We start from the raw sequence: 23,566 nt of genomic DNA, 5'->3' as shown, positions 1-23,566 counted from the left end.
TCGGAACAAAATCCAGCCTGGAATTCAACAGATAATCCTGGATGGGCAGGACCATATCATCCGGAGCCAAACCTTTCTTTTGGTTACGAAGTGTCTACCAGTACCCACGCCTTTCAGATTTACATGGGTAGCTCGCCAGCTATGTTGTTGCAGGACATGATGATTAATAATAATACTGGCATCGATTTTGATAACTTTGCGATAGGGTTTACAATTACCCGTTTGTGGAGTTTCTAATAATAAATAAAAAATGAAGGAAATGAAAAAGTACAGAAATTTATTGACTTTGTCAGTCGTCGTATTTTTAGGCAGTTTATTGCTGTCGTTTATAACGGTACAAGATCAAAAAGATCCAGCCCCATGGGATGTGCCAGAGAAGTATGTGAAAATGGAAAATCCCTATGCCGGTGATGAATCGCTGGATCGGGTAGGAAAGATTCTCTATATCAAGCATTGTCGTTCTTGCCACGGAAACAACGGTGAAGGTGACGGACCAAAGGCCGCCAGCATGAAAACAAAAATTCATTCATTTACTTCCGAAGAATTTAAAAAACAAGCGGACGGTGTAATCTACTACCAAACAGTCATTGGTCGTGACGAAATGCCAAACTACGAAAGCAAAATTCCAGACGAAGAAGATCGCTGGGCGCTAGTTAATTATATCAAAACACTGAAGTAAGAACTTGATAAGCCGGAAGCTGAGGCTTCCGGCTTTTAATCTCCACAAACAAATGTCAACTTTTCTCAGGAGTTTTTTACTCATTGCATTTCTTTCAGTAGGGAATTTATCCAATGGGCAGGATAAAGAAATGCCCGCCGAAAATAGTCATTGTTTAAATTGTCATGCCAATCATACGTATTCGTTTTTTAATGAATGGCTGGAAGTGGAAACCAAACGGATGATGAATCCTTTCTATGTGTTAGATTCGGTAAATTATGTGGCCGGCGTTCACGGAGGTTTTAGCTGTACCGATTGTCATTCGCCTGATTACGAAACTTACCCACACAACGCCGAATTGAAACTGGAGCCATTGGCAACTTGCATTGATTGTCATGGGGGCGACGACACTTATGCCGATTACCAGTTCGACAAAATTGAAGAAGAGTTTCAAAAGAGCATTCACTTTCAGAAAAGCGGTGAAAGTTTTACATGCTCAAAGTGCCATGACCAACACTACTACCGGGCAACGGCGCGAACAAGCAATACCGTTTCCGAAATTGTTTCTTACAATAATAAGATGTGTTTGTCTTGTCATGACAATGCATTGAGATTTGAGACTGTGTCTTCCGAAGAAAGTCCAAAGCTCAGCCAGGTACACGATTGGTTACCAAACCAGGAGCTACACTTCGATAAGGTTCGCTGTATTGAATGTCATACCGTTGTGGTGGATTCTTTTATGGTTTCGCACAATATTTTGCCTAAAGAAGAGGCTTTAAGAGATTGTAACGACTGTCACTCATCAAATTCGATGTTGAAAGCATCGTTATACAAGTATGAAAATTTACAGGCTCGTTCGGAAGATGGGACAATCGGAGCTTTAATTACCAACGAAGCATATATTATTGGTGCAAACCAAAATCCGTTGCTGAAACTGTTTAGCTTTATTATTTTTGGCCTGGCTGTGATCGGGATCGCCATCCACTGGATTTTCCGAATCGTTAAAAAAAGTAAGTAATTATGACTGCTGAGAACAACAAAATATACCTCTATCCGATTTGGCTCCGTATTTGGCATGGGATCAATGCCATCGGAATTATTTTATTGATTTTAACCGGTATTCGACTTCAATATTCTGAATTGAGCTTGATGCCGATGGATTTTAAACTTGCGGTACAACTTCATAATATCTTTGGCATAATTGTAACGGTCAATTATTTTGTCTTCTTTATCGGGAACCTGATTACACCCAATAAGAAATACTATAAGATCAAACCTAAAGGTTTGGTAAAACGCATCACCAAGCAGGTAGATTATTATATCTCTGGTTTGTTTAAAGGAGAGGAAAGTCCCTTTCCAATTTCTGAGAAACGAAAATTCAACCCCTTGCAGAAGTATGCTTATATTTTTGTGATGTACGTGTTTGTTCCTGTTGCAATTGCTACGGGTATCGCCCTTTTGTTTCCCGAATTGATTATTGAAAAGGTATACTCCGTTAGTGGTATTTTTTTAACGGCAGTTTTGCACGGATCTGTTGGATTTCTTATTTCGATCTTCCTGTTGATCCATATTTATGTGGCTTCAATAGGTAAAAATCCACTGGATAATTTCCGGAGCATCATCAATGGCTATCATGATGTTCACCCATCTGAAAAAGATAAGGGAACAACGAAGTAGTTGATATTGCGTTAAGGACAGTTTTTGGTTTGGTGCAACAGTAGTTCAGGTTGAATTTAGGCTTGAATGAACGAGGATATATCTGCAAATGAAATAACATTTATTCTAAAAGCTATCCTTATGAAACTACCTCAATCCGTCAGAAATTTAACTTCGGTTATCGGTGCCTCCATCGCCCTGATCAGTTTACTGATTATCTTGTTCCTGTTTGTCGTCTCAGCTATTTTCGACATTGGAAGTTCTTATTTGGGAATATTCATTTACATTGCCTTGCCAATGGTTTTGGTAGTTGGACTAATTCTGATCCCAGTAGGAGTTTTGAAGGAAAAGAAACGGTTGAAGAAACATCCCGAAGAGGCTGGGGCCAAGGATTGGCCCGTAATAGACTTTAACCAACCGGCGGTACGCAATGCCACGATTATTTTTGTTGCCGGTACAATTTGTTTCCTGATTCTATCCGCTATCGGGAGCTATGAGGCTTTTCATTTAACCGAGTCGGATGAGTTTTGTGGGAAGCTTTGCCACCAGGTTATGGAGCCGGAATATACGGCTTACCAGCAATCAGCTCACGAACGGGTTGGTTGCGTTGAATGCCATGTGGGGTCTGGAGCAGGGTGGTATGTCAAAAGCAAGCTTTCAGGTTTGTACCAGGTTTACTCGGTGATGTTTAACAAATATCCTAAACCAATCCCTACGCCAATTCATAGTTTACGACCGGCACGCGAAACATGCGAGGAATGTCACTGGACAGAAAAATTCTACGCCCGCAAAATCAATACGAAAAGATCCTATCTGGCTGATGAAAGCACCTCAGAGTGGGATATCCACCTAATGATGAAAACGAGTGCTACCTATAGTGCACAGGGACTACAGGAGGGGATTCACTGGCACATCAATCCGGACATCAAAATTGAATACCGCGCTGCCGACGAAGGGAGACACTCTATTCCGTGGGTGCGATACACCAATTTGAAAACCGGGGAAGTAAAGATTTATGAAGACCGGTCAATTGACACCGAAGGCGTGGACTTGGAGACAATTGAAATGCGCATAATGGATTGCATGGATTGCCATAACCGACCTTCCCATAACTATCAATCACCGGCTAATTTTGTTGATGACTACATTACTTCAGGTGCGATATCGCACAAGTTGCCTGATATTAAAGTGGTGGCGATGGATGCCCTGAGTACTGATTATACTACAGTGGACAGTGCAATGAATGGGATTGAAGCCTATGCCCGCGAATATTATGAAATTATGTATCCGGAAGTTTTAACCGAAAAGAAGGAGCTTTATGACCAGGCAATGGAAGCCATAAAAACCGGGTACAAAAAGAACACTTTTCCCGAGATGAAAGTTAACTGGACTGTTTACCCCAATCATCTGGGACATTTGGAAACGGATGGTTGTTACCGGTGCCACAACGACAAGCACGAAACAGCAACAGGTGAAATCATTTCGCGCGACTGCAACCTGTGCCACGATATTTTGGCTCAGGGAACCGCCGGACAATTAGCCTATGGAACGACAGAAAATCCGTTGGAATTTAAACATCCGGTAGATATAAACGAACAATGGCGGACAACATTCTGCTCTGAGTGCCATTTTAGTTTGTATTAACTGTATTATTTAGTTATTTTGACAACGGATTGATCGTGTCATAAATTAGTCTGAAAAAGAAAATAAAGTACTTCAGCCTTCGATTTTAGGCTGGAGTAATTTTTTGTGAAGGAATTGATGTATGAGAGATTTATTATTTAAGCGCGGAGAGAATGAAAAAAATTAAATCGGCTTTATTTTCCATGTTAACCAGCTCTTGTCTGGTGGTGATTTTCGCAGTAGCCATTGCCTATGCAACCTTTATCGAAAACGACTACGGTACGCAAACAGCCAAAATTTTGGTGTACAATGCATGGTGGTTTAATATTCTGTTGGGGGTTACCGCCATCAACCTCGTGGGTAGTTTGCTGTATTATAAGTCATTCCAATTGAAGCGGTGGAGTATGGTCTTGTTCCATTTGGCATTTATTATTATCCTGATCGGTGCCGGAATCACTCGCTTTAACAGTTACGAAGGCATGATGCATATCCGCGAGGGACAGGCCTCAAATCAACTAATTTCAACCGATACGTACATCAAAGTTGAAGCTCGAGACGAAAGCCAAGTTGTGCATAATCAGTGGAAAGTGATGTTTTCGCCATACACCCGCAATGCTTTCAGTAACGAACTGGAGTTTGGCGGCAAGGAACTGGAGATTGACATGCTGGATTACGTGCCGTCGGCTGTTGAAAGCATTGTGGCCGACGAAGGTGGAGATCCACTGCTTTCATTTATTTTAGTCAATCGTAATGCTTCGCGCGACGACCGGGTGATTGCTTTGAATGAAGAGATGGCATTCGGTTCGTTTCGAATCAGTTTTGAGGGAGAAGATCAAAACGCAGCCTTATATCTTCGTCGTTCAACCGATGGTTTGATCATGACCGCAAGGGATAGCGTCCGGGTGGTTTCGATGAGCGGAACAACCGAACAGCAGGTAGCTCCGGGCGAAGAAATTGCCTTAAACAGCCGTGGGATGTACCAGCTAGGCAATTATATTTTTGTCCTGAAATCTTACATTCCCCATGCGCGCAGAGTATTGTCAACAGCTACAGGAAACGCCGCTTCGCAGGCCAGTGACGCCATCATGCTTGGGTTGGAATTGGATGGCAAGCAAAAGCAGGTGGTCGTTTATAAAAATTCGGGAGAGCAGCCCCGACCGTCGCGTGCCAGCATTGGAAACGTAGCCATCAATGTTAGTTTTGGTCCGAAAATGATTGAACTTCCATTCAGAATTCATCTGAATGATTTTCAGTTGGAGCGCTACCCCGGGAGTATGAGTCCGTCGTCGTATGCCAGTGAAGTGACCTTGATTGATGAGCGCAGCGAGGTGGAAATGCCATACCGGATCTTTATGAATAATATTTTAGATTACGAAGGCTTTCGCTTTTTTCAATCCTCTTATGATACCGATGAAAAGGGGACAGTACTTTCTGTGAGCTACGATTATCTGGGAACGGTGGTCACATATATAGGCTATTTTTTGATGACCCTGGGAATGATTTTCATGTTTTTCAATAAGAAGAGCCGTTTTCAAGCTTTGCTGCGTTCAGGAAACCGACTGAAAGATTTGAAAAAGAAAGCATTTACCAGTTTCGTTTTAGGATTCTTGCTAATTTTGCCAGCAGCGCTTAATGCTCAAAACAGCCAGCCGTTTACCATCGATAAAAGTCATGTATCCGAGTTCGAGACTTTGTTAGTGCAGGATCCAAAAGGACGTGTTGAGCCTGTCAATACTTTGGCCGACAAGGTGTTGCGTAAAATTAATAAGAAGAGTGAGTTTGAAGGCATGTCGGCTTCGGAAGTATTTCTTGGCATGAGTGTTCGTCCGGCGGCCTGGGGAAATGTGCCCATTATACGAATTTCGAACAGTGAACTGCAAAAGCAACTTGGGCTAAGAGAAAAAACGGTGTCGTTCAATCAAATACTCGATCCGCAGACTGGCGTGTACAAGCTGCAGAAATTGGTTGAAGAAACAAACAAGAAGCAACCCACCCAACGAAATAAGTATGACAAGGAAGTACTCAGTTTAGATGAACGGATGAATATCGTTTATCAAATTTTTCAGGGCGATTTTCTAAAAGTATTTCCGGTTTTAAATGATGAGAACAATAAATGGGTCAGCGAAAAGGAATTTTACGCCAAACCATCACATCGAACCGACAGCGTTCATTTGCTAACTGACTATTTTCAGGCAGTCAACGTTGCCATTAGCCAAAACGACTATCGGTTAGCCAATCAGAAATTGAACGTCTTAAAAGACTTCCAGCGGACTCACGGTAGCGATATTATGCCCAGTCAATCGAAAATTAATTGGGAAATTCGCTACAATAATTGGAACATTTTTGGTTTGTTATCAAAGATTTGCGGAGTCGTCGGTTTCTTCCTGTTGATCGTCCATTTTTTAGGGATCTTCAGCAACAATTTGAAATTAAGAAAATACTTGACCGTTGGTACTGCCTTGGTCGCGTTGGTGTTCTTAGCCTACTCCGCAGGCTTGGCTATTCGTTGGTATGTTTCGGGACATGCACCCTGGAGCAATGGTTACGAAACCATGCTATATATTGGCTGGGCCACTTTGCTTTCGGGCTTTGTATTTCTTAAAAAGTCACATATCACACTGGCCGTGACTACCATTTTGGCTTCCTTAATTCTGATGGTGGCCGGCATGAGTTGGATGAACCCCGAAATTACCAACCTGGTGCCTGTGCTGAAATCCTATTGGTTGATTGTTCATGTGGCCATTATTACAGCTAGCTACGGTTTCTTCGGGGTGGCAGCACTGCTTGGATTCCTGAATCTGATCATTATGATGTTACGCACGCCAAAAAACTTGAAAAAAGCCTCGTTTACCATTGTTGAACTGGCACTGATTATTGAATTGGCATTAATTGTTGGCTTGGTCTTAATGACCATCGGCTGCTTTATTGGCGGTGTTTGGGCCAACGAATCGTGGGGGCGCTACTGGGGGTGGGACCCAAAGGAAACTTGGGCACTGGTAACGATTTTGGTATACTCGTTTATTATTCATCTGCGCAAAGTTCCGGGAATGTACACCCATTTTTCGTTGAGTACCATGGCCCTGGTTGGGTTCAGCTCGGTGATGATGACCTTTTTCGGGGTGAACTACTACCTGTCTGGCATGCATTCCTACGCGTCGGGTGATTCACCGGAAGTACCAAATTTTGTATTTGTCACCATTGCTGTGGTCGTTGTTGCCATTATTTTGGCAGCACGGTCCGAAAGTAAACACGGCGATGCCGAAAAAGTGGTTAAACTGGAAGCACAGGAAGAAAAGTAAGCGGACAACTCGATTGTGGTTACAAATTCTTGAGATGATTACAGGTCGTTAGTAGTTGTCGACATTCTAACCTTGATTGGTGACGCTCTAACCTTGGTTGAGCATTAAAAACACATCTCGATATGGAATCGTTTCCGGAATCAGCTTGTTATCCCACTAAAATTTGAAGTAGTCAGAATTCAGATTGGTCGAGAAAAGGACTGAAAGCCGTTAGCTGACCTGCTATTGGCTCTTTTTGACAATATTTCGGGCCATTCCGCGGAAAATAAACAAATGAAATGGCCAGGAAAGGCCCCAGTAAAATCGTCCCCAAACGCCTTTGGGGCGGTAGGTAGCCGTTTGAATCAGCCTCTTTTCGTTGTTGGTTTCAACGATTTTGAATTCAAGCCAGGCTTCACCCGGAAGTTTCATTTCGGCATAAAGCAGCAGGCGTTTTTTATGTTTGTCGGCCAGCAAAACGCGCCAAAAATCCAGAGCATCGCCATTCATTATTTCATCGGGATTGGTTCGACCCCGTCGCAAGCCAATTCCCCCGGAGAGCTTATCCATATAGCCTCTTATTTGCCATAGCCAAGTGCCGTAATACCACCCGTTATCACCGCCAATTGACCAAATGGTGCTTAATACTTTCTCCGGATCGGCAGTGAACACAACCGACTGTTTGTTCCAGTAACAGCCATATTGGGGCACATCAATCTGGTCGGCATAGTTTGGGTCAAATTCGGTAGAACTTAATGCGTCTTTCCAACTGGAGTAAACCTGGTTTTGCCTGATTTTGGTGAATGCGGCTTCCACAGCTTCGCGGTAGGTCATGGGCTCAATGTTAAGCAGTTCGGCCAGAGAATTATCTTTAGCAATCACTTCTACTTTCAGACTATTCACCAGATTAATGGCCAGTTTGTATGAAGTGGATGTGATGAAAAACAACCAATACGACGACAGTCGGGGAGTCATGATAGGCAAGGTGATGATGCGTCGTTTGAGCTTTCTGATTTCGGCATATTGCAGCAGCATGTCGGCATAGGTAAGGACGTCTTTCCCGCCAATATCAAAGGTTTTGTTGAAACAGGCCTCGTTGTTCATCACACCAATCAAAAACTTCAAAACATCGCGAATGCTGATGGGGTGTGATAAGGTGAGCACCCACCTGGGCGTGATCATCACCGGCAATTTTTCAACCATATCACGGATAATCTCAAACGACGCGCTGCCGGACCCAATGATGATTCCGGCATGTAAGGAGGTTAAGGCGTAATCGCCTTTTTGCAACTCTTTTTCCACATTGAGCCGCGACCTCAGGTGCTTGGAGAGGTATTTGTCATTCGAAATTCCTCCGAGATAGATCACCTGTTTGGCTGTTGACTGGCTCACCAAATTCCGGAAGTTTCGTGCAGCCTGCAGCTCCAGTTCTTCAAAATCACCGGATGTTGAAGCCATGGAATGAATGAGGTAGTATGCTACATCAATGGCTTTGGGAAAATCCTGGCGACTGTCGGTTTTGAGAAAGTCAATCTCAACGAATTGAATCTGCGGGTGATTGAGCCAATTTTCTTCTACTCTGTCAAGGTTACGAACACAGCAGATCACTTGATGTCCTTGTTCCAACAAAAGTGGCAAAATGCGCTTGCCTACGTATCCGGTAATGCCTGTCAGCAGAATCTTCATGCGTTATTTTTAGGTTTTAACAATCAACAGCATAAAAAGATGCTGAAGGCTAATGGGCTTAAATTACGAATCTTTTCATTCCGAAAATTCGTGCATCGTGTGTTGTATAAAATGTATGCGGGAAGGTCCCTGTTTTATCCCCGCTGGGTCATCCGGATAATTCGAAAGATTTGCTCCACGGTGTCGGCCAACAGTTGCGGGGCCTGAGCAAGGCTTTCGTGTAAACTCAGCGGTCCGTTGGGCAAGGCAAACAGTGCCGTAAACCCTTCCTCGTAAAGCTCGTCGTATCCCTCGCCCAGAGAGCCGGCGACTCCGATGCAGGGTTTGCTGTGTTTTAAAGCAAGCTGAGCAACACCCCAAGGCGTTTTTCCCTCTTTGGTTTGATGATCCATTTTCCCTTCGCCGGTAAGGATGATGTCCGCTTGTTGAACCGCTTTTTCCAGACCGGTTTGTTCTTTTACAATGTCAAATCCGGCTTGTAACCTGGCGTCGGAAAAAGCAACCAGCCCGGCGCCCAAGCCGCCGGCAGCACCACCGCCGACAAGTTTCAATACATCAACCTGCAAGTCACGTTGGATGATCTGTGCTAAATGCTCCAGATTTTGGTCCAGTATAGCAACCATTTCAGGGGGGGCACCTTTTTGCGGCCCATAAACAGCCGCTGCACCATGCTTTCCGGTTAGCGGATTAGTTACATCGCAGGCAGTTCGAATTTCGGTTTCCTTCAGTAGGGGAAAAACCGATGAATGATCAATGTGGGCAAGCTGATTTAAATTGCCACCTCCCGAATCAATCTCCTCACCGTTGTGATCCAGAAAACGATAGCCCAGCGCTTTGGCCATGCCGGTACCCCCGTCGTTGGTGGCGCTGCCGCCAATGCCGATGATTAGTTTCCGACATCCACGTTCTATAGCATCGCGCATGAGCAGCCCCGTACCAAAGGTGGAGGTAACAAGTGGGTTTCGTTCATCCGGCTTTAAGAGTTCAATTCCTGAGGCCGCGGCCATTTCAATCACTGCTGTTTGTTTGTCCCCTAGAATTCCGTATGAAGCATGGATCTTCCGGCCTAAAGGATCGCGCACCGGGCAGGTGATTTCCGTTCCACCCAATGCCGTAAGCATGGCGGAAACAAAGCCCTCTCCACCATCTGCGACCGGGATGCTTTTAATCTCGGCATGCGGGTAAATCCTTCTGATCCCGTGGTCCAGGTAGCGGCAAACCTCCGTAGCTGACAGACAATCTTTAAATGAATCAGGAGCCAAAAGTATGTTCATTTCAATTTCATTTAGGTAATAAAAAGCGTGTAATGAGCCACAAGCTCTGGTATGGTTTCAGTTCAATTTTTTCGGTGTCGAGGAGCGTTCGGGTTAGCAGGTCGCGGCTGAACTCCATGAGCCCCGGAGGCAAAGCCAGTTTCTGTTTTCGATTGGTCAGGTTGTAAATACAGACCACCGAATTCTCCATCCGATTTGTTTTTCGCAAGATACCAAAAAAGGAGCTGCCCAGTTTCAATACAAGCTGCTGTGTGTCGGGCGAAAATGCAGCCATGTTTCGTCTGATTCCCGTCCGGAAAGATAATTCCTTTAGAATAGTCTGGTGTACCGGACGCTCTTTCCACAAGCTTGTTAATTCTTCCAGCTTGAACTTGCGCCGGTTGATAGATCGGTTAATTCCTGTTGCTTCAACGCCCTTCTCGTCATTCTCGATACCAAATAGGTTTAGGAAGTAAAAGGCGGGAACGCCCTGCAAAGAAAGCATAATGGTTTGTGATTGCAGAAATCGGGCCACTTGAAATTCGTCCAGGCCATCTTTAGTGCCTTTCAGCGCATCGAAATAGGTTACATTGATTTCATACGGCACTTCCCGTCTACCTAATTTCCGCGTGGTGACTCGTGCTCCAAGCGCTTTTAGTTTTTCAATCATTGCCGAGATTTCAGCCTCAGGAATAATGCCTTCGAGCGGACGGACTCCAATACCATCGTGCGAAGAAGTGAAGTTTAAATAAGTCATGCCTTCCTGAGTACCGCCCAACTCTTTGGCCCATTGGGTCAGGTGGTCACCGTTTCCCCAATGCAGGGCGTGCAAAAGCAGAGGCGGGAGGGCAAACTGGTAGATCAGGTGGGCTTCATCTCCCAAACCAAAGTAGGTGATGTTCTCTTTGTGTGGTACATTGGTTTCGGTTAGCAGCAATGCGCCCGGATAGCAATAGTCCATGATTTCGCGGAAGAGCGATACCACTTCGTGAGTCTCGGGTTCGTGAATACAGGCTGTTCCCGAAGTTTTCCACAGAAAAGCGATGGCATCGAGCCGAATGACGCGGATTCCTTTCGACAGGTAAAAAAGAAAGACTTGGAGCATTTCCTTCAAAACTTCGGGGTTGGCATAATTTAGATCAACCTGGTCGGCACTGAACGTGGTCCATACTTTTTTAGGGCCGTCAGCGGTTTCGAATGGCGTTAGCAAAGGGCTGCTGCGGGGGCGGATGACCTGAGACGAATCGAAGTCGGCAGGCGGACAAAAGAAATAATCTTTTCCCGGCGCTTCGTTGCTAAGAAACTGTTTGAACCAAACCCCCTGGCTACTGGCATGATTGGCCACCAGGTCAGCCATCAAAACAAAGTCTTTCTCCAGTGCTTCAATGTCTTTCCAGTCTCCCAGGTCGGGGTTCACCTGGTAGAAATCCATGACCGAAAAACCGTCGTCGCTGCTGTAGGGGAAGAATGGTAAAATATGGATGGTCGAAATGCAGCCTCGTAAATAGTTGTTGCAAAAGTGGCGCAGGGTTTCCAGTGGCGATTCACCTTCGGTTTTCAATACGTCGCCATAGGTAATCAAGATCACTTTACGCTCGTTCCAGATTTCCTGCCGTTTGGGATGTTGGTTTTTATGCGCTTCAACAAAAGCGATAAAATCATCCAGCCATTTCTCCGTTAACTTCTTTTGATAGATTCGGTTAAGACGATTAAAGAGTTTCGTTTTCAGTCTGATATCCATCGGTACACTATCTTTTATTATCTTCTTCCACAGCTTCATTAAATTGGTCTAAAATCTCAGGGATGGCATCCATTACCCTTTTCCAGGAGGGAATGAAGGGGATGAGGTTGGGATTGTCGAGGTACTCAATGCCGGCCCGGTAGATGTTGCCTGCAAACACATCAACGGTTTGTTCTTCTTTATGGCGATCCATGGTCAAGCCGTTGATGGCCGCATCGGCAGCGTACTGCTCAACCATGTCGAGAGCCATCCGAAGGTAGGTGGCGCGAACGGTGCGGAAGATGCCCTTACTGAAAACGGAACCTTGGGTGGCCAACTTGGCGTAAATGCTCCGGGCAATGTCGAAACTCATTTTCGAGAGGCCGGCATTGGGGTCGTCATACGACTCGGGTTGGTGTTTGTGGTCGTAGCCATCGGCAATTTCAACCTGGCAAATCCGGTTGATGGCGTTGTTCCGCTGGACTTCGGATAAGATTCCTACTTCGAGACCCCAATCCGAAGGAATCCGGACGGTTTTCATGATGTCGGCCCGCATAGAAAACTCACCAGCCAAAATATACCTGAAATGATCCAGAAAATCGAGGTAATCGTTGGCCGGAAATATTTTTTTGAGCGAGCGGATTAGTGGAGTAACCATGAGTCGGGTGACGCGCCCGTTGAGCTTGGTTCCGTCGGAACGGAAATAGTAGCCTTTGCAGAATTTGTAGTTAAAGGTGGGGTCGGCTACCGGATAAAGCAGACGCGCCAGCATTTCCCGGGTGTAGGTAATGATGTCGGCATCGTGCAGAGCGATGGCCTCTGAACGTCCCGAAGCGATCATGTAACCAAAGCAAAACCAAACATTGCGGCCTTTCCCGGGGTCGCCTGTGTAGATTTTTTCCTTTTCAAATAGCTTTTGGATTTTACGCATTCGCGGCCCGTCGTTCCATATGATCCGGCATCGCCTTTTGGGCGTATTTAGAACCGAGAAATACTGCTTCGCGTGTTCGTATTGTCGGTCATCCGCTTTGTCAAGCCCAATGGTGATTTCGGTGATATAAGGGACATCTTTCAGGATGTTGACAATATTTTGCAAAGCTGGCTTTTCCAGTTCGGAATACAGAGCCGGAATTATTAAGCCCATCTTTCTGCTGTGCGAAAAATTCATAAGCTTTTTTTCCAGGTATTCCAAGGTCGAATAGTCCAGGTTATGAAGCGTGGTTATGTTACCGTTCTGATGAAAATCTCCCATCGTGTGATCGTTTATTTATTACAAAATCTCATTGAGTTGATCCAATGCGGTGATCGTGAAATCAGGCCTCATCGCCGATGCCTCCGGATGATTTTGTCGTAAGCGATAAGCTCGTCGGTCTCCGGCAAAAAAGCAGGTTTTAAATCCATGTTGCGCTGCTGCATACATGTCTTTCAGCATGTCGTTTCCAACATATAAAACCTGTTTTGGGGCCAGTCCGCGTCGTTTTAGCGGAGCGATAAGCCCGGCAAAAATAGACGGATCTGGTTTGCCTTTCAGCAGTTTATAGCTGAAAACGGACAGATCTCTTTCAAAACCGTCAATCCATTCCGATTCTTTCAATTGGCCATCCAAAAAATAATTCATGATGATTGGTGTATAAAACTGGGCGTTTGAAACGATTCCGAGCGGATATCCCTTTTGCTTCAGTTTGGCCAGCGTTTCGTTCATCTTGGGCATGGGCCAGACCTGGTTGCTGCTCAGTTCAAACAAAATGGTGTAAAGCCGGGGGTCTGCTTCATCAGGAATGGCTATCAGACCTTTTTTCTGGGCTTGGGCCAGTGTTTTACCCCAAATCTCAACCAGATCCAACTCAGGGAAAGGTGTGCCAAGGTCACGGGCTTGTTTTTTTCCATCGAGCACCTGTCTTTCAAAAAGTGGGTGAATAGCCATCAGCGCTGATTCGGGTACTTTTATGAAGTATCCTGCACTCGCAAGTGCCCGGCTAAACATGCTTGCATCATAAGAATCCTGCATAATATCGCCTGAAGCCGAAATAAGCAGGGTGCCGTAAATATCAAAAATGACCGCCTTGATTGTCTCGTCTTTCCGGCAATTCGCCACTGCTCCGGTCGGACGAACAGTCATTGGTTGCAGATGTCTCAAATACGGGTCGAGCTTTTTCAGAAATGGTGTATTCATAGCACAAAAGTTTTTCCGCTGCCTTTGATTCATTAAGATAGCGTTCCTCTTTGAAATAACAACACTTTGCTACAACAGGGGTTCATCTCTTTACAATTGGATAAGATGAGAGTCGAAATGCGTATTTTGAGATTTGTCCGACATGCATGCAGACCTTTCTTTCTCATGCCGTGCAGCTTCACGGTGTTTGTGGATCAAAAAAAGCATGAATTTGGGGTTTTAAAGAAGCTCAAATTCCAAGGATTGAGACACATTCAAGATTGACCAATTCATGAGTTTTCACATTCCAAAAGTCCAACCACAAGCTATGGACGATCACCAGTGACCAATTGCCAATGGTCAACGAATTCATGCCCAATGACTAACTTATTTTAGTCTGTCCTTAAAAATCTTCCGGAATTTATCCAGCTTCGGAACAATTACGAATTGGCAGTAGCTTTGTTCCCGATTGTTTTCGTAGTAATCCTGGTGGTAGTTCTCGGCCCGGTAGAAGTTCTCCCATGGGCTAATTTCGGTAACTACCGGTTTGTCGAATACCTTTTCATCATTGAGCTTTCGCTTGATTTGCTCTGCAATCTCCTTTTGCTTTTCGTTGTGGTAGAAAATAACCGAGCGATACTGCGGCCCCACATCAGCTCCCTGTCGGTTCAGTGTTGTGGGGTCGTGTGTTGCCCAAAATACTTTGAGTAATTCCTCAAAGCTGACAATTGCCGAGTCAAATTCAATTTCAATAACTTCGGCATGTCCCGTCCTTCCGCTGGTTACTTCGCGATAAGCCGGATTGATAACGTGTCCGCCGGAATAACCAGAGGTTACGGATTCGACACCTTTTAATTCTTTGAAAACTGCTTCGGTACACCAAAAACAGCCACCACCAAATGTTGCAAGTTCCATTGTATTCCTATTTTTATTCCCAGGTCCGATGACCAAGATCAGTATAATGATCAAGGATTTAAAAGCCATGGAAGTGGAATTATTCGTTTAATTTAAGGCCAAATCGACGCAGCAGCTTCTTTTCGAATTTCCAGAAAAATGAAAACTGACCCATGAGGGCTCCAAAGAAAATCAGCATGATTTGATAGGCCGGCACAATTGTTAAAACATAGGTTAGCGCTGTTAACCAAAATGGCCAGTCGGGTGTATAGTCAACCCAATGGAAAACCAGTTTTCGGATGACCAACGCGCCACTGCCTGCCAGAGAGAATACAAGGAAAATAAGGATGAGTTGCAGATTCGATTCAACTTCCCACTTTTCCTTCAGACGTTTAAACATAGTTCCTTTTTTAAGTACACTAGGTAAACAAGTTTTTGCGTGAATGGTTGAAGTCGAAAAAAAAAGCAACACCGGAATGATGTTGCCTTTGACCTATTCTCAATCGAATTGTTGGATTTTAATTGTTGATAAGTCTGAAAAATAGCTTTTAATATTTAAATCTGGTCATCGATCAATTATACCAAGCCGCTGAAACCCATGAAAGCCATTGCCAGAATACCGGCAACGATGAGTGCAATGGGTGTTCCTTTCAATCCTTTCGGAACATTCATCAAATCCAGGTGTTCGCGCAATCCGGCAAAAAGAACCAAGGCCAAACCAAAGCCAATGGCATTGGCAATCGCAAATACAACGCCCTGCATCAGGTTGAATTCTTTTTGATAGGTTAGAATGGCTACACCCAAAATGGCACAGTTGGTGGTAATTAGCGGCAAAAACACACCCAGCGCCTGGTAAAGCGAAGGACTGACCTTTTTCAAAATAATTTCTACCAACTGCACCAGTGAGGCAATGACCAAAATGAAGAAGATGGTTTGCAAAAACTGCAGGCCATACGGATTCAGAATGTACACCTGAATCAAATAAGTAACCATGGTGGCGATCACCATTACAAAGGTTACAGCACCGGTCATCCCAACGGCCGTACTGATTTTTTTCGATACGCCAAGAAAAGGACAAACTCCCAAAAACTGGTTGAGTACAATGTTGTTGACAAAAATGGCGGCGACAATGATAATAATATATTCCATAATAAAATCTCCTATGCTTTATTCAAACGGTTGATTAAGGCAATGAGGTAACCCAGCACGATAAAGGCTCCGGGAGCCAGAACAAACAGCAGCATGCCATAATCCTCAGGAAAGATGATCATGTCGAAAATCCTTCCGCTGCCTAAAAGTTCGCGGGCGGCACCCAGCAAGGTCAAAGCAAACGAGAAGCCAAGTCCCATGCCCAATCCATCGATAACCGATGAAACAATGTTGTTTTTTGAAGCGAAGGCTTCGGCACGTCCAAGCACCACGCAGTTAACCACAATCAAGGGGATAAACAGGCCCAGACTTTCGAAAAGCGATGGGAGATAGGCTTGCATGGTCAGTTCCACAACGGTTACGAAAGCCGCGATGATGACAATAAAACTGGGAATCCGGACTTTGCTCGGAATCACGCTTTTAATCATTGAAACAACGAGGTTGGCCATGACCAAAACAAAGGTGGTGGCAAGCCCCATTCCCAGTCCGTTGATGGCTGAGGAAGTGACACCCAGCGTAGGGCACATCCCCAGCAGCAGCACGAAAACTGGGTTTTCTTTGATAAATCCTTTGGTAAAGTTTTGCAATTGATTCATGACTGTCCTCCTGCTTTTGTGGGGTTATTACTGATTGCGGGTTGCTCCTGCGCATTTTGGTAGGTTTTGTGCGCACGCACAACAGCTTCCAGAAAGGCCCGGCTGGTGATCGTTGAAGCTGTGATGGCATCCACGTCGCCGCCATCTTTCTTGACTTCAAACTTTGAAGTGGCCGGACTTTTTCCGATGATGTTTTGGCCGGGTTTGTTCTCATCTTTAAACCAGGCATTCATTTTTGAGCCCAGTCCCGGTGTTTCCTTATGCTCCAGCACTTCAAATCCGGTGATTGTACCTTCGGGTGAAAAACCAGCCATAATGCTGATCAAGCCGCTGAACCCGTTCTTCGTGTAAGTTTTCACGGCCACACCAACCAGTTTTTGATTGGCATCGTAGGCTGGAAAAAACTCCAGGCTGTCGGAGCTGTCTTCTGGCAACATCTTGTACGATTCACCCAGTGTGTCGAAGGCTGGTAAAACGCTTTCGATCGCTTTCTGTTGGGCTTGCTGTTTGGCCAGCGCGATATCTACTTTGGTTAGGTCATGCACAAAACCCAAGACAGTTGCAGCAACAAAGGTTACTACAAAAAGGGTCAAGGTCATGTTAAAAAATGTCGATTCTTTTTGTGCCATTATTTCTGCCCTCCAAATCTTTTCGGTTTAATGTATGCGTTGATGAGTGGAACAAAGCCATTCATAATCAGGATCGCGAACGAAATTCCTTCGGGATAGGCGCCGAAATTTCGGATGAGCACCGTAAGCACGCCAATTCCTACGCCAAAAATAAGTTGTCCTCTCACAGTCATGGGTGAAGTTACCATGTCGGTGGCCATGTAAATGGCGCCAAGCATGGCTCCGCCAGAAAGCAGGTGGAAAACGGGTTCAACAAAATTTTCCGGGTTTAGCATCCAAAGGGCGCCCTGAAAAATGAAAATCGTTCCCAACACGAAAGTAGGAATGTGCCAGGTAATGACTTTCTTCCACAACATATAGGCAAATCCCAGCAAAAGCAGCAAAGCCGAAACTTCGCCGAGTGAGCCGGACATATTACCGTACAACATCTCCAGATTCGAAGGCAGATTCAGTAATACTTCGCTTACTGGTTGGCCGGCGTTAACACCTTCTTTTAACAGAGCGAGTGGGGTGGCGGTAGTGAGTGCGTCAACTGTTGCATGTTGGGTGACAGGCCAGCTGGTCATGTGTACCGGAAAGGAAATCAGCAGGAATACGCGTCCCACCAATGCGGGGTTGAATGGGTTGTTTCCCAACCCTCCAAACGAAAGTTTTCCAACGCCAATGGCGACGAGCGCGCCCACGATTATCATCCAGCTTGGCAGACTGGCCGGCACATTGAAAGCCAGCAGAATACCAGTTAGTGCAGCAGAACCATCGGTAATTTGCGGCACTTCCTTCATGATGTATTTCTGAATCAGGAACTCGAAAGCCATGCATGCGGCAACAGCCAGCAGGGTAACACGGATGGCTTCGAATCCAAACATAAAAACCGACCAGGCCAGCGCCGGCAATAAAGCCAGGATTACCCGGTACATAATTTTATTCACCGAGTCGCTGGTGTGCACGTGCGGTGAAGGGGATATGGTTAGCAGTTTACTCATAGGATTATACTTGATTCTTGATACTTGATTCTTGATCATTTTATTGTTTTCGTGACCGGATGATGTTGCCGACTTTCCCTTTTCCTAAACGGATGTAGTCAAGCAACGGCCGGTCGGCCGGGCAGGTGTAACTGCATGAACCACACTCAATGCAGTCCATGATATGATGGTCTTCGGCTTTTTCCCAAATTTGCTTTTCTGAAACGGTCATCAAGTAGTATGGCTCCAGTCCCATCGGACAAACCGTTACACAGCGGGTGCAGCGAATACAGGTTTTCATCTTTTCGCGCTTCGCTTCCTTGTCCTGCATAATCAGGATTCCCGAGGTTCCTTTGGTAACCGGGATATCGGTATTGGCTACGGCTTTTCCCATCATGGGACCACCACTGATTATTTTTCCGGAATCGTCAGGTAGTCCGCCAGCTGCATCAATCAGTTCCTGAACCGGTGTTCCCACCCGCACCAGAAAGTTGGAAGGATTAGCCACGGATTTTCCGGTGATGGTAACCACCCGTTCAATCAATGGTTTATTTTTTTGAACTGCTTCATAAACAGCCAGCGCTGTTCCAACGTTGTTAACCACCGCGCCAACCGCAATGGGCAGGGCTCCCGAAGGAACCTCGCGACCGGTAACCGCTTTGATGAGCTGTTTTTCACCGCCTTGCGGATATTTCACTTTCAGCGGGACAACCTGGATGGATGGTTCTGCTTTGGTTAGTTCACGAAGGTGGTCAATGGCATCCGGCTTATTGTTTTCAATGCCGATATAAGCTTTTTTAACTTCAAGAGCACACATCAGCAGACGAATGCCGACCAGCAGTTCGGGTGCTTTTTCAAGCATCACCCGGTGGTCCGAAGTCAGGTAAGGTTCGCATTCCACCCCATTAATGAGCAACATTTCGGCTTTCATGCCTTGTGGTGGCATCAGCTTTACATGCGTGGGGAAGGTTGCTCCGCCCAGTCCAACAATGCCAGCTGCATTAATTTTATCGATGATTTTTTTGCTGTCGGCTTCGAAGTTTTCAATGAGGGTTGAAGAAGTATCAATTCCTTCTTCCCATTCATCGCCTTCAACATCAATAAAAATACCTTGCTTGGGATAGCCCGAACTGTCCATCGCCAAATCAACTTTTTTTACTGTTCCCGAAACGGATGAATGAATGTTGGCCGAAACAAATCCGCCTGATTTGGCAATGAGTTGTCCGACTTTTACCTGATCGCCTTTTTTCACCAGGGCTTGTGCTGGTGCTCCAATATGCTGGGCTACGGGGATAAAAACACTTTTGGGCAAAGCCAGTTTTTCGATGGCTTTGCTGGCCGAGAGTTTGTTTTCAGCCGGATGTACCCCTCCGAGTTTGAATGTTTTTAACACGATGGCCTCCTATTTTTGATCTGAATTATCGGTTTTGGTTTCTTCGGAAGCTTTGGCTTCTGGCCTAACAGGAGCTTCCTTTCTTGCTGCCGGTTTGGGTGGCAGGTCTGTTTTTATTTTTCGTGGCGGAAATCCAACTTCGATGATGGCATTGGTCGGACATTCAACCACACACTTGCGACACAGTTTACATTTATCTGAATCGATAAATGCCAGGTTGTTATTCATGGTGATGGCGTCGAACGGACAAACCTTGAAGCATTTGGAACAGCCAATACAAGCTACTTCGCATGATTTTTTGGCTACACCACCTTTGTCTTCATTTCGACACGAAACGAAGATCTTGCGGTCTTTCGGACCTCGCTTCCGAAGTTCAATCAATGTTTTTGGACAAGCCTCGACACAGGCGCCACAAGCCACACATTTATCGTCTACCACTTCAGGTAGGCCGGTTTCCGGATTCATGTGAATGGCATCGAAGTCGCAGGCGGCCACACAATCGCCATGTCCTAAACAACCGTACTGGCAGCCCGTATCGCCGCTATACAGAGCCGCAGCTGCCGCGCAGGACAGCGCTCCGTCGTATTGGTTCGTTTTTGGCCGGTGCTCGCACGATCCGTTGCAACGTACAACAGCAACACGTGGATCCTGCTTTACTGCTTCGAGCCCCAATACGGCAGCGACATCAGTCATGCAATCGTTTCCACCTACGGGGCAAAAAAGATCGGCAAGATCGTTTTCTTTTACACAAGCCTCGGCAAAGGCCCGGCAGCCCGCAAAACCGCATCCGCCGCAGTTAGCACCAGGAAGCGTCGTTTCTACTTCATCGATCCGTGGATCCTCGTATACTTTAAACTTTTGAGCCACAAAGTACAAAATGACAGCAGCCAAAATGCCAATAGCGCTCAAAGCAATCATCGTATAAATAATCGTTTCACTCATAGTAAAGGCTTAATTTCAAATTCAAAGCTTTTGCGTATTTTATTTCTGGTGAGGTATAAAATTAAATAGTAGGGGAGCAGTACAGACAGGGAGATCAGACCGCTAATTCCTTCGCTGAATTGCAAACTGGTCAGGGTGATTAAAACAAGCATGATAATTAAGAATGGGAAAACATAGCCGTAAAACAAGGCTTTAAACCCTTGAGAGGTTCTCCCAACGACCTGCACCGTTTGCCCTACGCGGTAATCGCCTGAAAAATTTCGGATTTCAATTTCCTTGTCTTGCATGTCGGCTGCAGAACAAGCTCCTTTGGCGTGACAGGAAGAGCAGGCAGACTCGTTGACAATGCTGACTACGATTTGCTGATCCGTAAGCGATTTAATAATTCCTTTGTGTGAAATCTCTCCCGACATTATTTCCACTTCCTTGCATTTTTATGACTGCAAAACTAAAGATGTTTAGATAACTGGAATCCTACTTTAGGCCATTTTTAAAACATCTTCAGTTATTTATATTTGTTTTAAATAATGGGTTTTTTAATGTACAATGCAATGGACTGACTAGCAGATGTATACGAATAAGTGTGATACAAATCATTGATTTTGTCTGTTTTTTGCTATCTGTGGATTGCAGTATTTTAAAGATTGATTAATCTCTGTTTTGCAATATTGAGCTGATATTAGCCAATCGAGCAAGCAAAAATTAGGAAAAGTTGTCAACTGTTCTTAGCTAATCACACTCCAGTTGAACTCAGTGTTTTTCATTTTCAGGTAATGATAGCGTAGTAATTTGTGCTCTTCTTTTGCCAGCCGAGGGTCGTCATCCAGAATATCGCTGGCCATGTTTCGGGCAATGCGTAGGATTTCTCCGTCTTTTCCCAGGTTTGCAATGTTCAGGTTTAAGCCCAGCCCACTTTGCTGTGTGCCTTCAATATCCCCGGGACCACGTAATTGCAGGTCAACTTCAGCAATTTCGAAGCCGTCGTTGGTTCGCACCATGGTCTCCAGGCGTTTGCGACTTTCGTTACTGATTTTATAGGACGACATTAGCAGACAGTAAGATTGATCGGCTCCTCGCCCTACACGTCCCCGCAGTTGGTGCAGTTGTGATAGCCCAAATCGCTCGGCACTTTCAATGACCATGACCGACGCGTTGGGCACATCTACGCCCACTTCAATGACTGTGGTAGCCACCATGATTTGTGTTTTGCCGTCCTTGAAAAGCTGCATCTCTGCTTCTTTTTCGGCAGGTTTCATGCGCCCATGTACCATACTGATTTTGAAACGGGGAAAAACCTGTTTCATTAGTTCATAACCATCTTCAAGGTTTTTATAGTCCATCTTCTCTGATTCGCTGATCAGCGGATAAACAATATAGGCTTGCCGTCCAGTCTCGATTTGCGAGCGGATGAATTGGTATACCTCTTTCCTCCTGTTCTCATAATAATGACGCGTTGATATGGGCTTTCGTCCTGGCGGAAGTTCATCGATGACCGACACTTCCAAATCGCCATACAAGGTCATGGCCAGGGTTCGCGGAATCGGGGTGGCTGTCATCACCAAAATATGGGGAGGAATGCCACTGTTTTTTTTCCATAGTTTGGCCCGCTGGGCCACGCCAAATCGGTGTTGCTCGTCAATAATTACCAAGCCCAGCCTATCAAAACTGACTACATCTTCAATCAGAGCGTGGGTGCCAATCAATAGCTGTAATTCTCCTGATTCGAGCTGCTCATGAATGATTCTACGCTGGCTCTTCTTGGTTGAGCCGGTGAGCAAGGCCATGTTCACTCCCAATCCCTGAAGCATTTTCTCAATGGTGTTGAAATGCTGGATGGCCAGAATTTCAGTCGGGGCCATCAGGCTGGCCTGAAAACCATTGTCGAAAGCCAGCAAGGCGATCATTAAAGCCACCAGGGTTTTACCACTTCCCACATCACCTTGCAAGAGCCGGTTCATTTGTTTGCCCGAGCCCAAGTCTTTGCGGATTTCCCTGATCACTTTTTTTTGAGCGCCGGTCAGTTCAAACGGCAGATTGTTGGCGTAAAAATGGTTGAAGTTGTAGCCAACATCGGAGAAAACAAATCCTTTGAACGCCTCGTGGCGCCGATGTTTCAGACTTAAAATTTTCAGTTGAATGTAGAACAGCTCTTCGAATTTCAACCTGAAAGTTGCCTTTTGCAATAGGTGTGTACTTGCTGGAAAATGAATCTGAAGCAAGGCGTCTTTTAAATCCATTAACTTTAGCGGATCTTTAACTTTCACAGGAAGAGTTTCATAAATTTTCCCCTGAATTTGCCTTGCCAGGTTATACTGAATTTTATTCAGTGCGCTGGTATTCAGAAAACGTTTTTTTAGCTTTTCCGTCGTATTATAAAACGCCTGTAGAACGCCTGTTTTAAATTGTTCGCTGGTTTTGTCCTCCACCTCCGGGTGAATAATGTTGACTCGCCCGCTAAAAACTGAAGGTTTCCCAAACACCACATAAGTTTTTCCGGGTAGCAGGTTTTCGCGGATGTATTTAATTCCTTGGAACCAAATCAGGTCCATGCTGCCTGTCTCATCATAAAAAACAGCGCTCAGTCGCTGTTTTCGTCCTTCGCCCAGCAATTCAAATGAGCGGATCTTACCTTTAACCTGAATGTATGCCTGATCGGCCCTGACTTCAGAAATGTTATGAAAGCGTGTCCGGTCGATATATTTATACGGGAAGTAGTAAAGCAGATCGCGAAACGTGTAGATACCCAACTCTTTGTTGAGTAGTTCGGCTCGTTTGGGACCAACCCCTGCCAAAAACTTAATGTCTTGATCTAAATACTCCGGCATAAAGCAAAGATAAAAAACTATGGGGAGCAGTCGACCGTGAGAAAAATGAGTTATTAAGATTTTTCTGTTTGTAAATGGAAGCAATTGCATGGTTTTTGTTTGCTTGAAACGCAGTTTTGAAAACGAGAAAAACTTTCGTTAAGTGATAAA

General features: G+C 45.2%; 21 protein-coding genes. 6 read left to right on the top strand and 15 right to left on the bottom strand.

What is annotated here, in order from left to right; translation table 11 throughout:
- From AAC033_RS07220 to ccsA, 6 genes are all read left to right on the top strand, one after another.
- On the top strand, nucleotides 1-237 hold a 237-nt coding region (locus tag AAC033_RS07220; protein WP_339736677.1), incomplete at its 5' end, for a DUF5777 family beta-barrel protein.
- A gap of 22 nt (nucleotides 238-259) precedes the next feature.
- Nucleotides 260-679, top strand: a complete 420-nt coding sequence (locus AAC033_RS07215; protein ID WP_339736676.1) for a cytochrome c — start codon at nucleotides 260-262, stop codon at nucleotides 677-679.
- Between the two features lie 52 nt (nucleotides 680-731).
- The gene (locus tag AAC033_RS07210) at nucleotides 732-1,676 is read left to right on the top strand and encodes a cytochrome c3 family protein (RefSeq protein WP_339736675.1); all 945 of its coding nucleotides are present in this window, start codon (nucleotides 732-734) and stop codon (nucleotides 1,674-1,676) included.
- A 2-nt stretch (nucleotides 1,677-1,678) separates the two neighbouring features.
- Complete coding sequence (locus AAC033_RS07205) at nucleotides 1,679-2,335, top strand: cytochrome b/b6 domain-containing protein (RefSeq protein WP_339736674.1); 657 nt, start codon at nucleotides 1,679-1,681, stop codon at nucleotides 2,333-2,335.
- Between the two features lie 120 nt (nucleotides 2,336-2,455).
- The gene (locus AAC033_RS07200) at nucleotides 2,456-3,958 is read left to right on the top strand and encodes a NapC/NirT family cytochrome c (RefSeq protein ID WP_339736673.1); all 1,503 of its coding nucleotides are present in this window, start codon (nucleotides 2,456-2,458) and stop codon (nucleotides 3,956-3,958) included.
- 152 nt (nucleotides 3,959-4,110) lie between these two features.
- Nucleotides 4,111-7,236 (top strand): cytochrome c biogenesis protein CcsA, encoded by a 3,126-nt coding sequence (gene ccsA / locus AAC033_RS07195; RefSeq protein ID WP_339736672.1) that lies wholly within the window; start codon nucleotides 4,111-4,113, stop codon nucleotides 7,234-7,236.
- A gap of 222 nt (nucleotides 7,237-7,458) precedes the next feature.
- Here ccsA and AAC033_RS07190 read toward each other — a convergent pair whose 3' ends face one another.
- From AAC033_RS07190 to recG, 15 genes are all read right to left on the bottom strand, one after another.
- Nucleotides 7,459-8,901, bottom strand: coding sequence for an SDR family oxidoreductase (locus AAC033_RS07190; protein ID WP_339736671.1), 1,443 nt, complete (start codon nucleotides 8,899-8,901; stop codon nucleotides 7,459-7,461).
- A 134-nt stretch (nucleotides 8,902-9,035) separates the two neighbouring features.
- A complete protein-coding gene (locus tag AAC033_RS07185) occupies nucleotides 9,036-10,175 on the bottom strand; it encodes a glycerate kinase (protein ID WP_339736670.1) in 1,140 nt (379 codons plus the stop codon).
- A gap of 7 nt (nucleotides 10,176-10,182) precedes the next feature.
- Nucleotides 10,183-11,895: a sugar phosphorylase gene (locus tag AAC033_RS07180; protein WP_339736669.1), complete on the bottom strand. Its 1,713-nt coding sequence runs from the start codon at nucleotides 11,893-11,895 to the stop codon at nucleotides 10,183-10,185.
- A gap of 7 nt (nucleotides 11,896-11,902) precedes the next feature.
- Nucleotides 11,903-13,126 (bottom strand): hypothetical protein, encoded by a 1,224-nt coding sequence (locus tag AAC033_RS07175; protein ID WP_339736668.1) that lies wholly within the window; start codon nucleotides 13,124-13,126, stop codon nucleotides 11,903-11,905.
- Nucleotides 13,127-13,144: 18 nt separating this feature from the next.
- Nucleotides 13,145-14,047, bottom strand: a complete 903-nt coding sequence (locus tag AAC033_RS07170) for an HAD family hydrolase (protein WP_339736667.1) — start codon at nucleotides 14,045-14,047, stop codon at nucleotides 13,145-13,147.
- 366 nt (nucleotides 14,048-14,413) lie between these two features.
- Entirely contained in the window at nucleotides 14,414-14,941 is a 528-nt protein-coding gene (msrA, locus tag AAC033_RS07165; RefSeq protein WP_339736666.1) for a peptide-methionine (S)-S-oxide reductase MsrA, read from the bottom strand.
- A gap of 79 nt (nucleotides 14,942-15,020) precedes the next feature.
- Nucleotides 15,021-15,320: a DUF6787 family protein gene (locus AAC033_RS07160; protein WP_339736665.1), complete on the bottom strand. Its 300-nt coding sequence runs from the start codon at nucleotides 15,318-15,320 to the stop codon at nucleotides 15,021-15,023.
- 176 nt (nucleotides 15,321-15,496) lie between these two features.
- Nucleotides 15,497-16,069, bottom strand: a complete 573-nt coding sequence (rsxA, locus tag AAC033_RS07155; protein WP_339736664.1) for an electron transport complex subunit RsxA — start codon at nucleotides 16,067-16,069, stop codon at nucleotides 15,497-15,499.
- Nucleotides 16,070-16,080: 11 nt separating this feature from the next.
- Nucleotides 16,081-16,665: an electron transport complex subunit E gene (locus AAC033_RS07150; protein WP_339736663.1), complete on the bottom strand. Its 585-nt coding sequence runs from the start codon at nucleotides 16,663-16,665 to the stop codon at nucleotides 16,081-16,083.
- Complete coding sequence (locus AAC033_RS07145; RefSeq protein ID WP_339736662.1) at nucleotides 16,662-17,294, bottom strand: RnfABCDGE type electron transport complex subunit G; 633 nt, start codon at nucleotides 17,292-17,294, stop codon at nucleotides 16,662-16,664. The genes AAC033_RS07150 and AAC033_RS07145 overlap by 4 nt, the downstream gene beginning before the upstream one ends.
- On the bottom strand, nucleotides 17,294-18,277 hold the full coding sequence (locus tag AAC033_RS07140) for an RnfABCDGE type electron transport complex subunit D (RefSeq protein ID WP_339736661.1): 984 nt from the start codon (nucleotides 18,275-18,277) through the stop codon (nucleotides 17,294-17,296). The genes AAC033_RS07145 and AAC033_RS07140 overlap by 1 nt, the downstream gene beginning before the upstream one ends.
- Before the next feature lie 40 nt (nucleotides 18,278-18,317).
- Complete coding sequence (gene rsxC, locus AAC033_RS07135; protein ID WP_339736660.1) at nucleotides 18,318-19,649, bottom strand: electron transport complex subunit RsxC; 1,332 nt, start codon at nucleotides 19,647-19,649, stop codon at nucleotides 18,318-18,320.
- Nucleotides 19,650-19,658: 9 nt separating this feature from the next.
- Nucleotides 19,659-20,591: a Fe-S cluster domain-containing protein gene (locus AAC033_RS07130; RefSeq protein WP_339736659.1), complete on the bottom strand. Its 933-nt coding sequence runs from the start codon at nucleotides 20,589-20,591 to the stop codon at nucleotides 19,659-19,661.
- Nucleotides 20,588-21,004, bottom strand: coding sequence for a SoxR reducing system RseC family protein (locus tag AAC033_RS07125; protein ID WP_339736678.1), 417 nt, complete (start codon nucleotides 21,002-21,004; stop codon nucleotides 20,588-20,590). Before AAC033_RS07125 ends, AAC033_RS07130 begins: the two co-directional genes overlap by 4 nt.
- Before the next feature lie 312 nt (nucleotides 21,005-21,316).
- Nucleotides 21,317-23,416 (bottom strand): ATP-dependent DNA helicase RecG, encoded by a 2,100-nt coding sequence (gene recG, locus AAC033_RS07120; protein ID WP_339736658.1) that lies wholly within the window; start codon nucleotides 23,414-23,416, stop codon nucleotides 21,317-21,319.
- Nucleotides 23,417-23,566 lie beyond the last annotated feature (150 nt).

The sequence above is a fragment of the uncultured Sunxiuqinia sp. genome, from assembly GCF_963974515.1.
Classification (GTDB): domain Bacteria; phylum Bacteroidota; class Bacteroidia; order Bacteroidales; family Prolixibacteraceae; genus Sunxiuqinia.
This window is presented reverse-complemented; position numbering and strand designations above follow the sequence as displayed.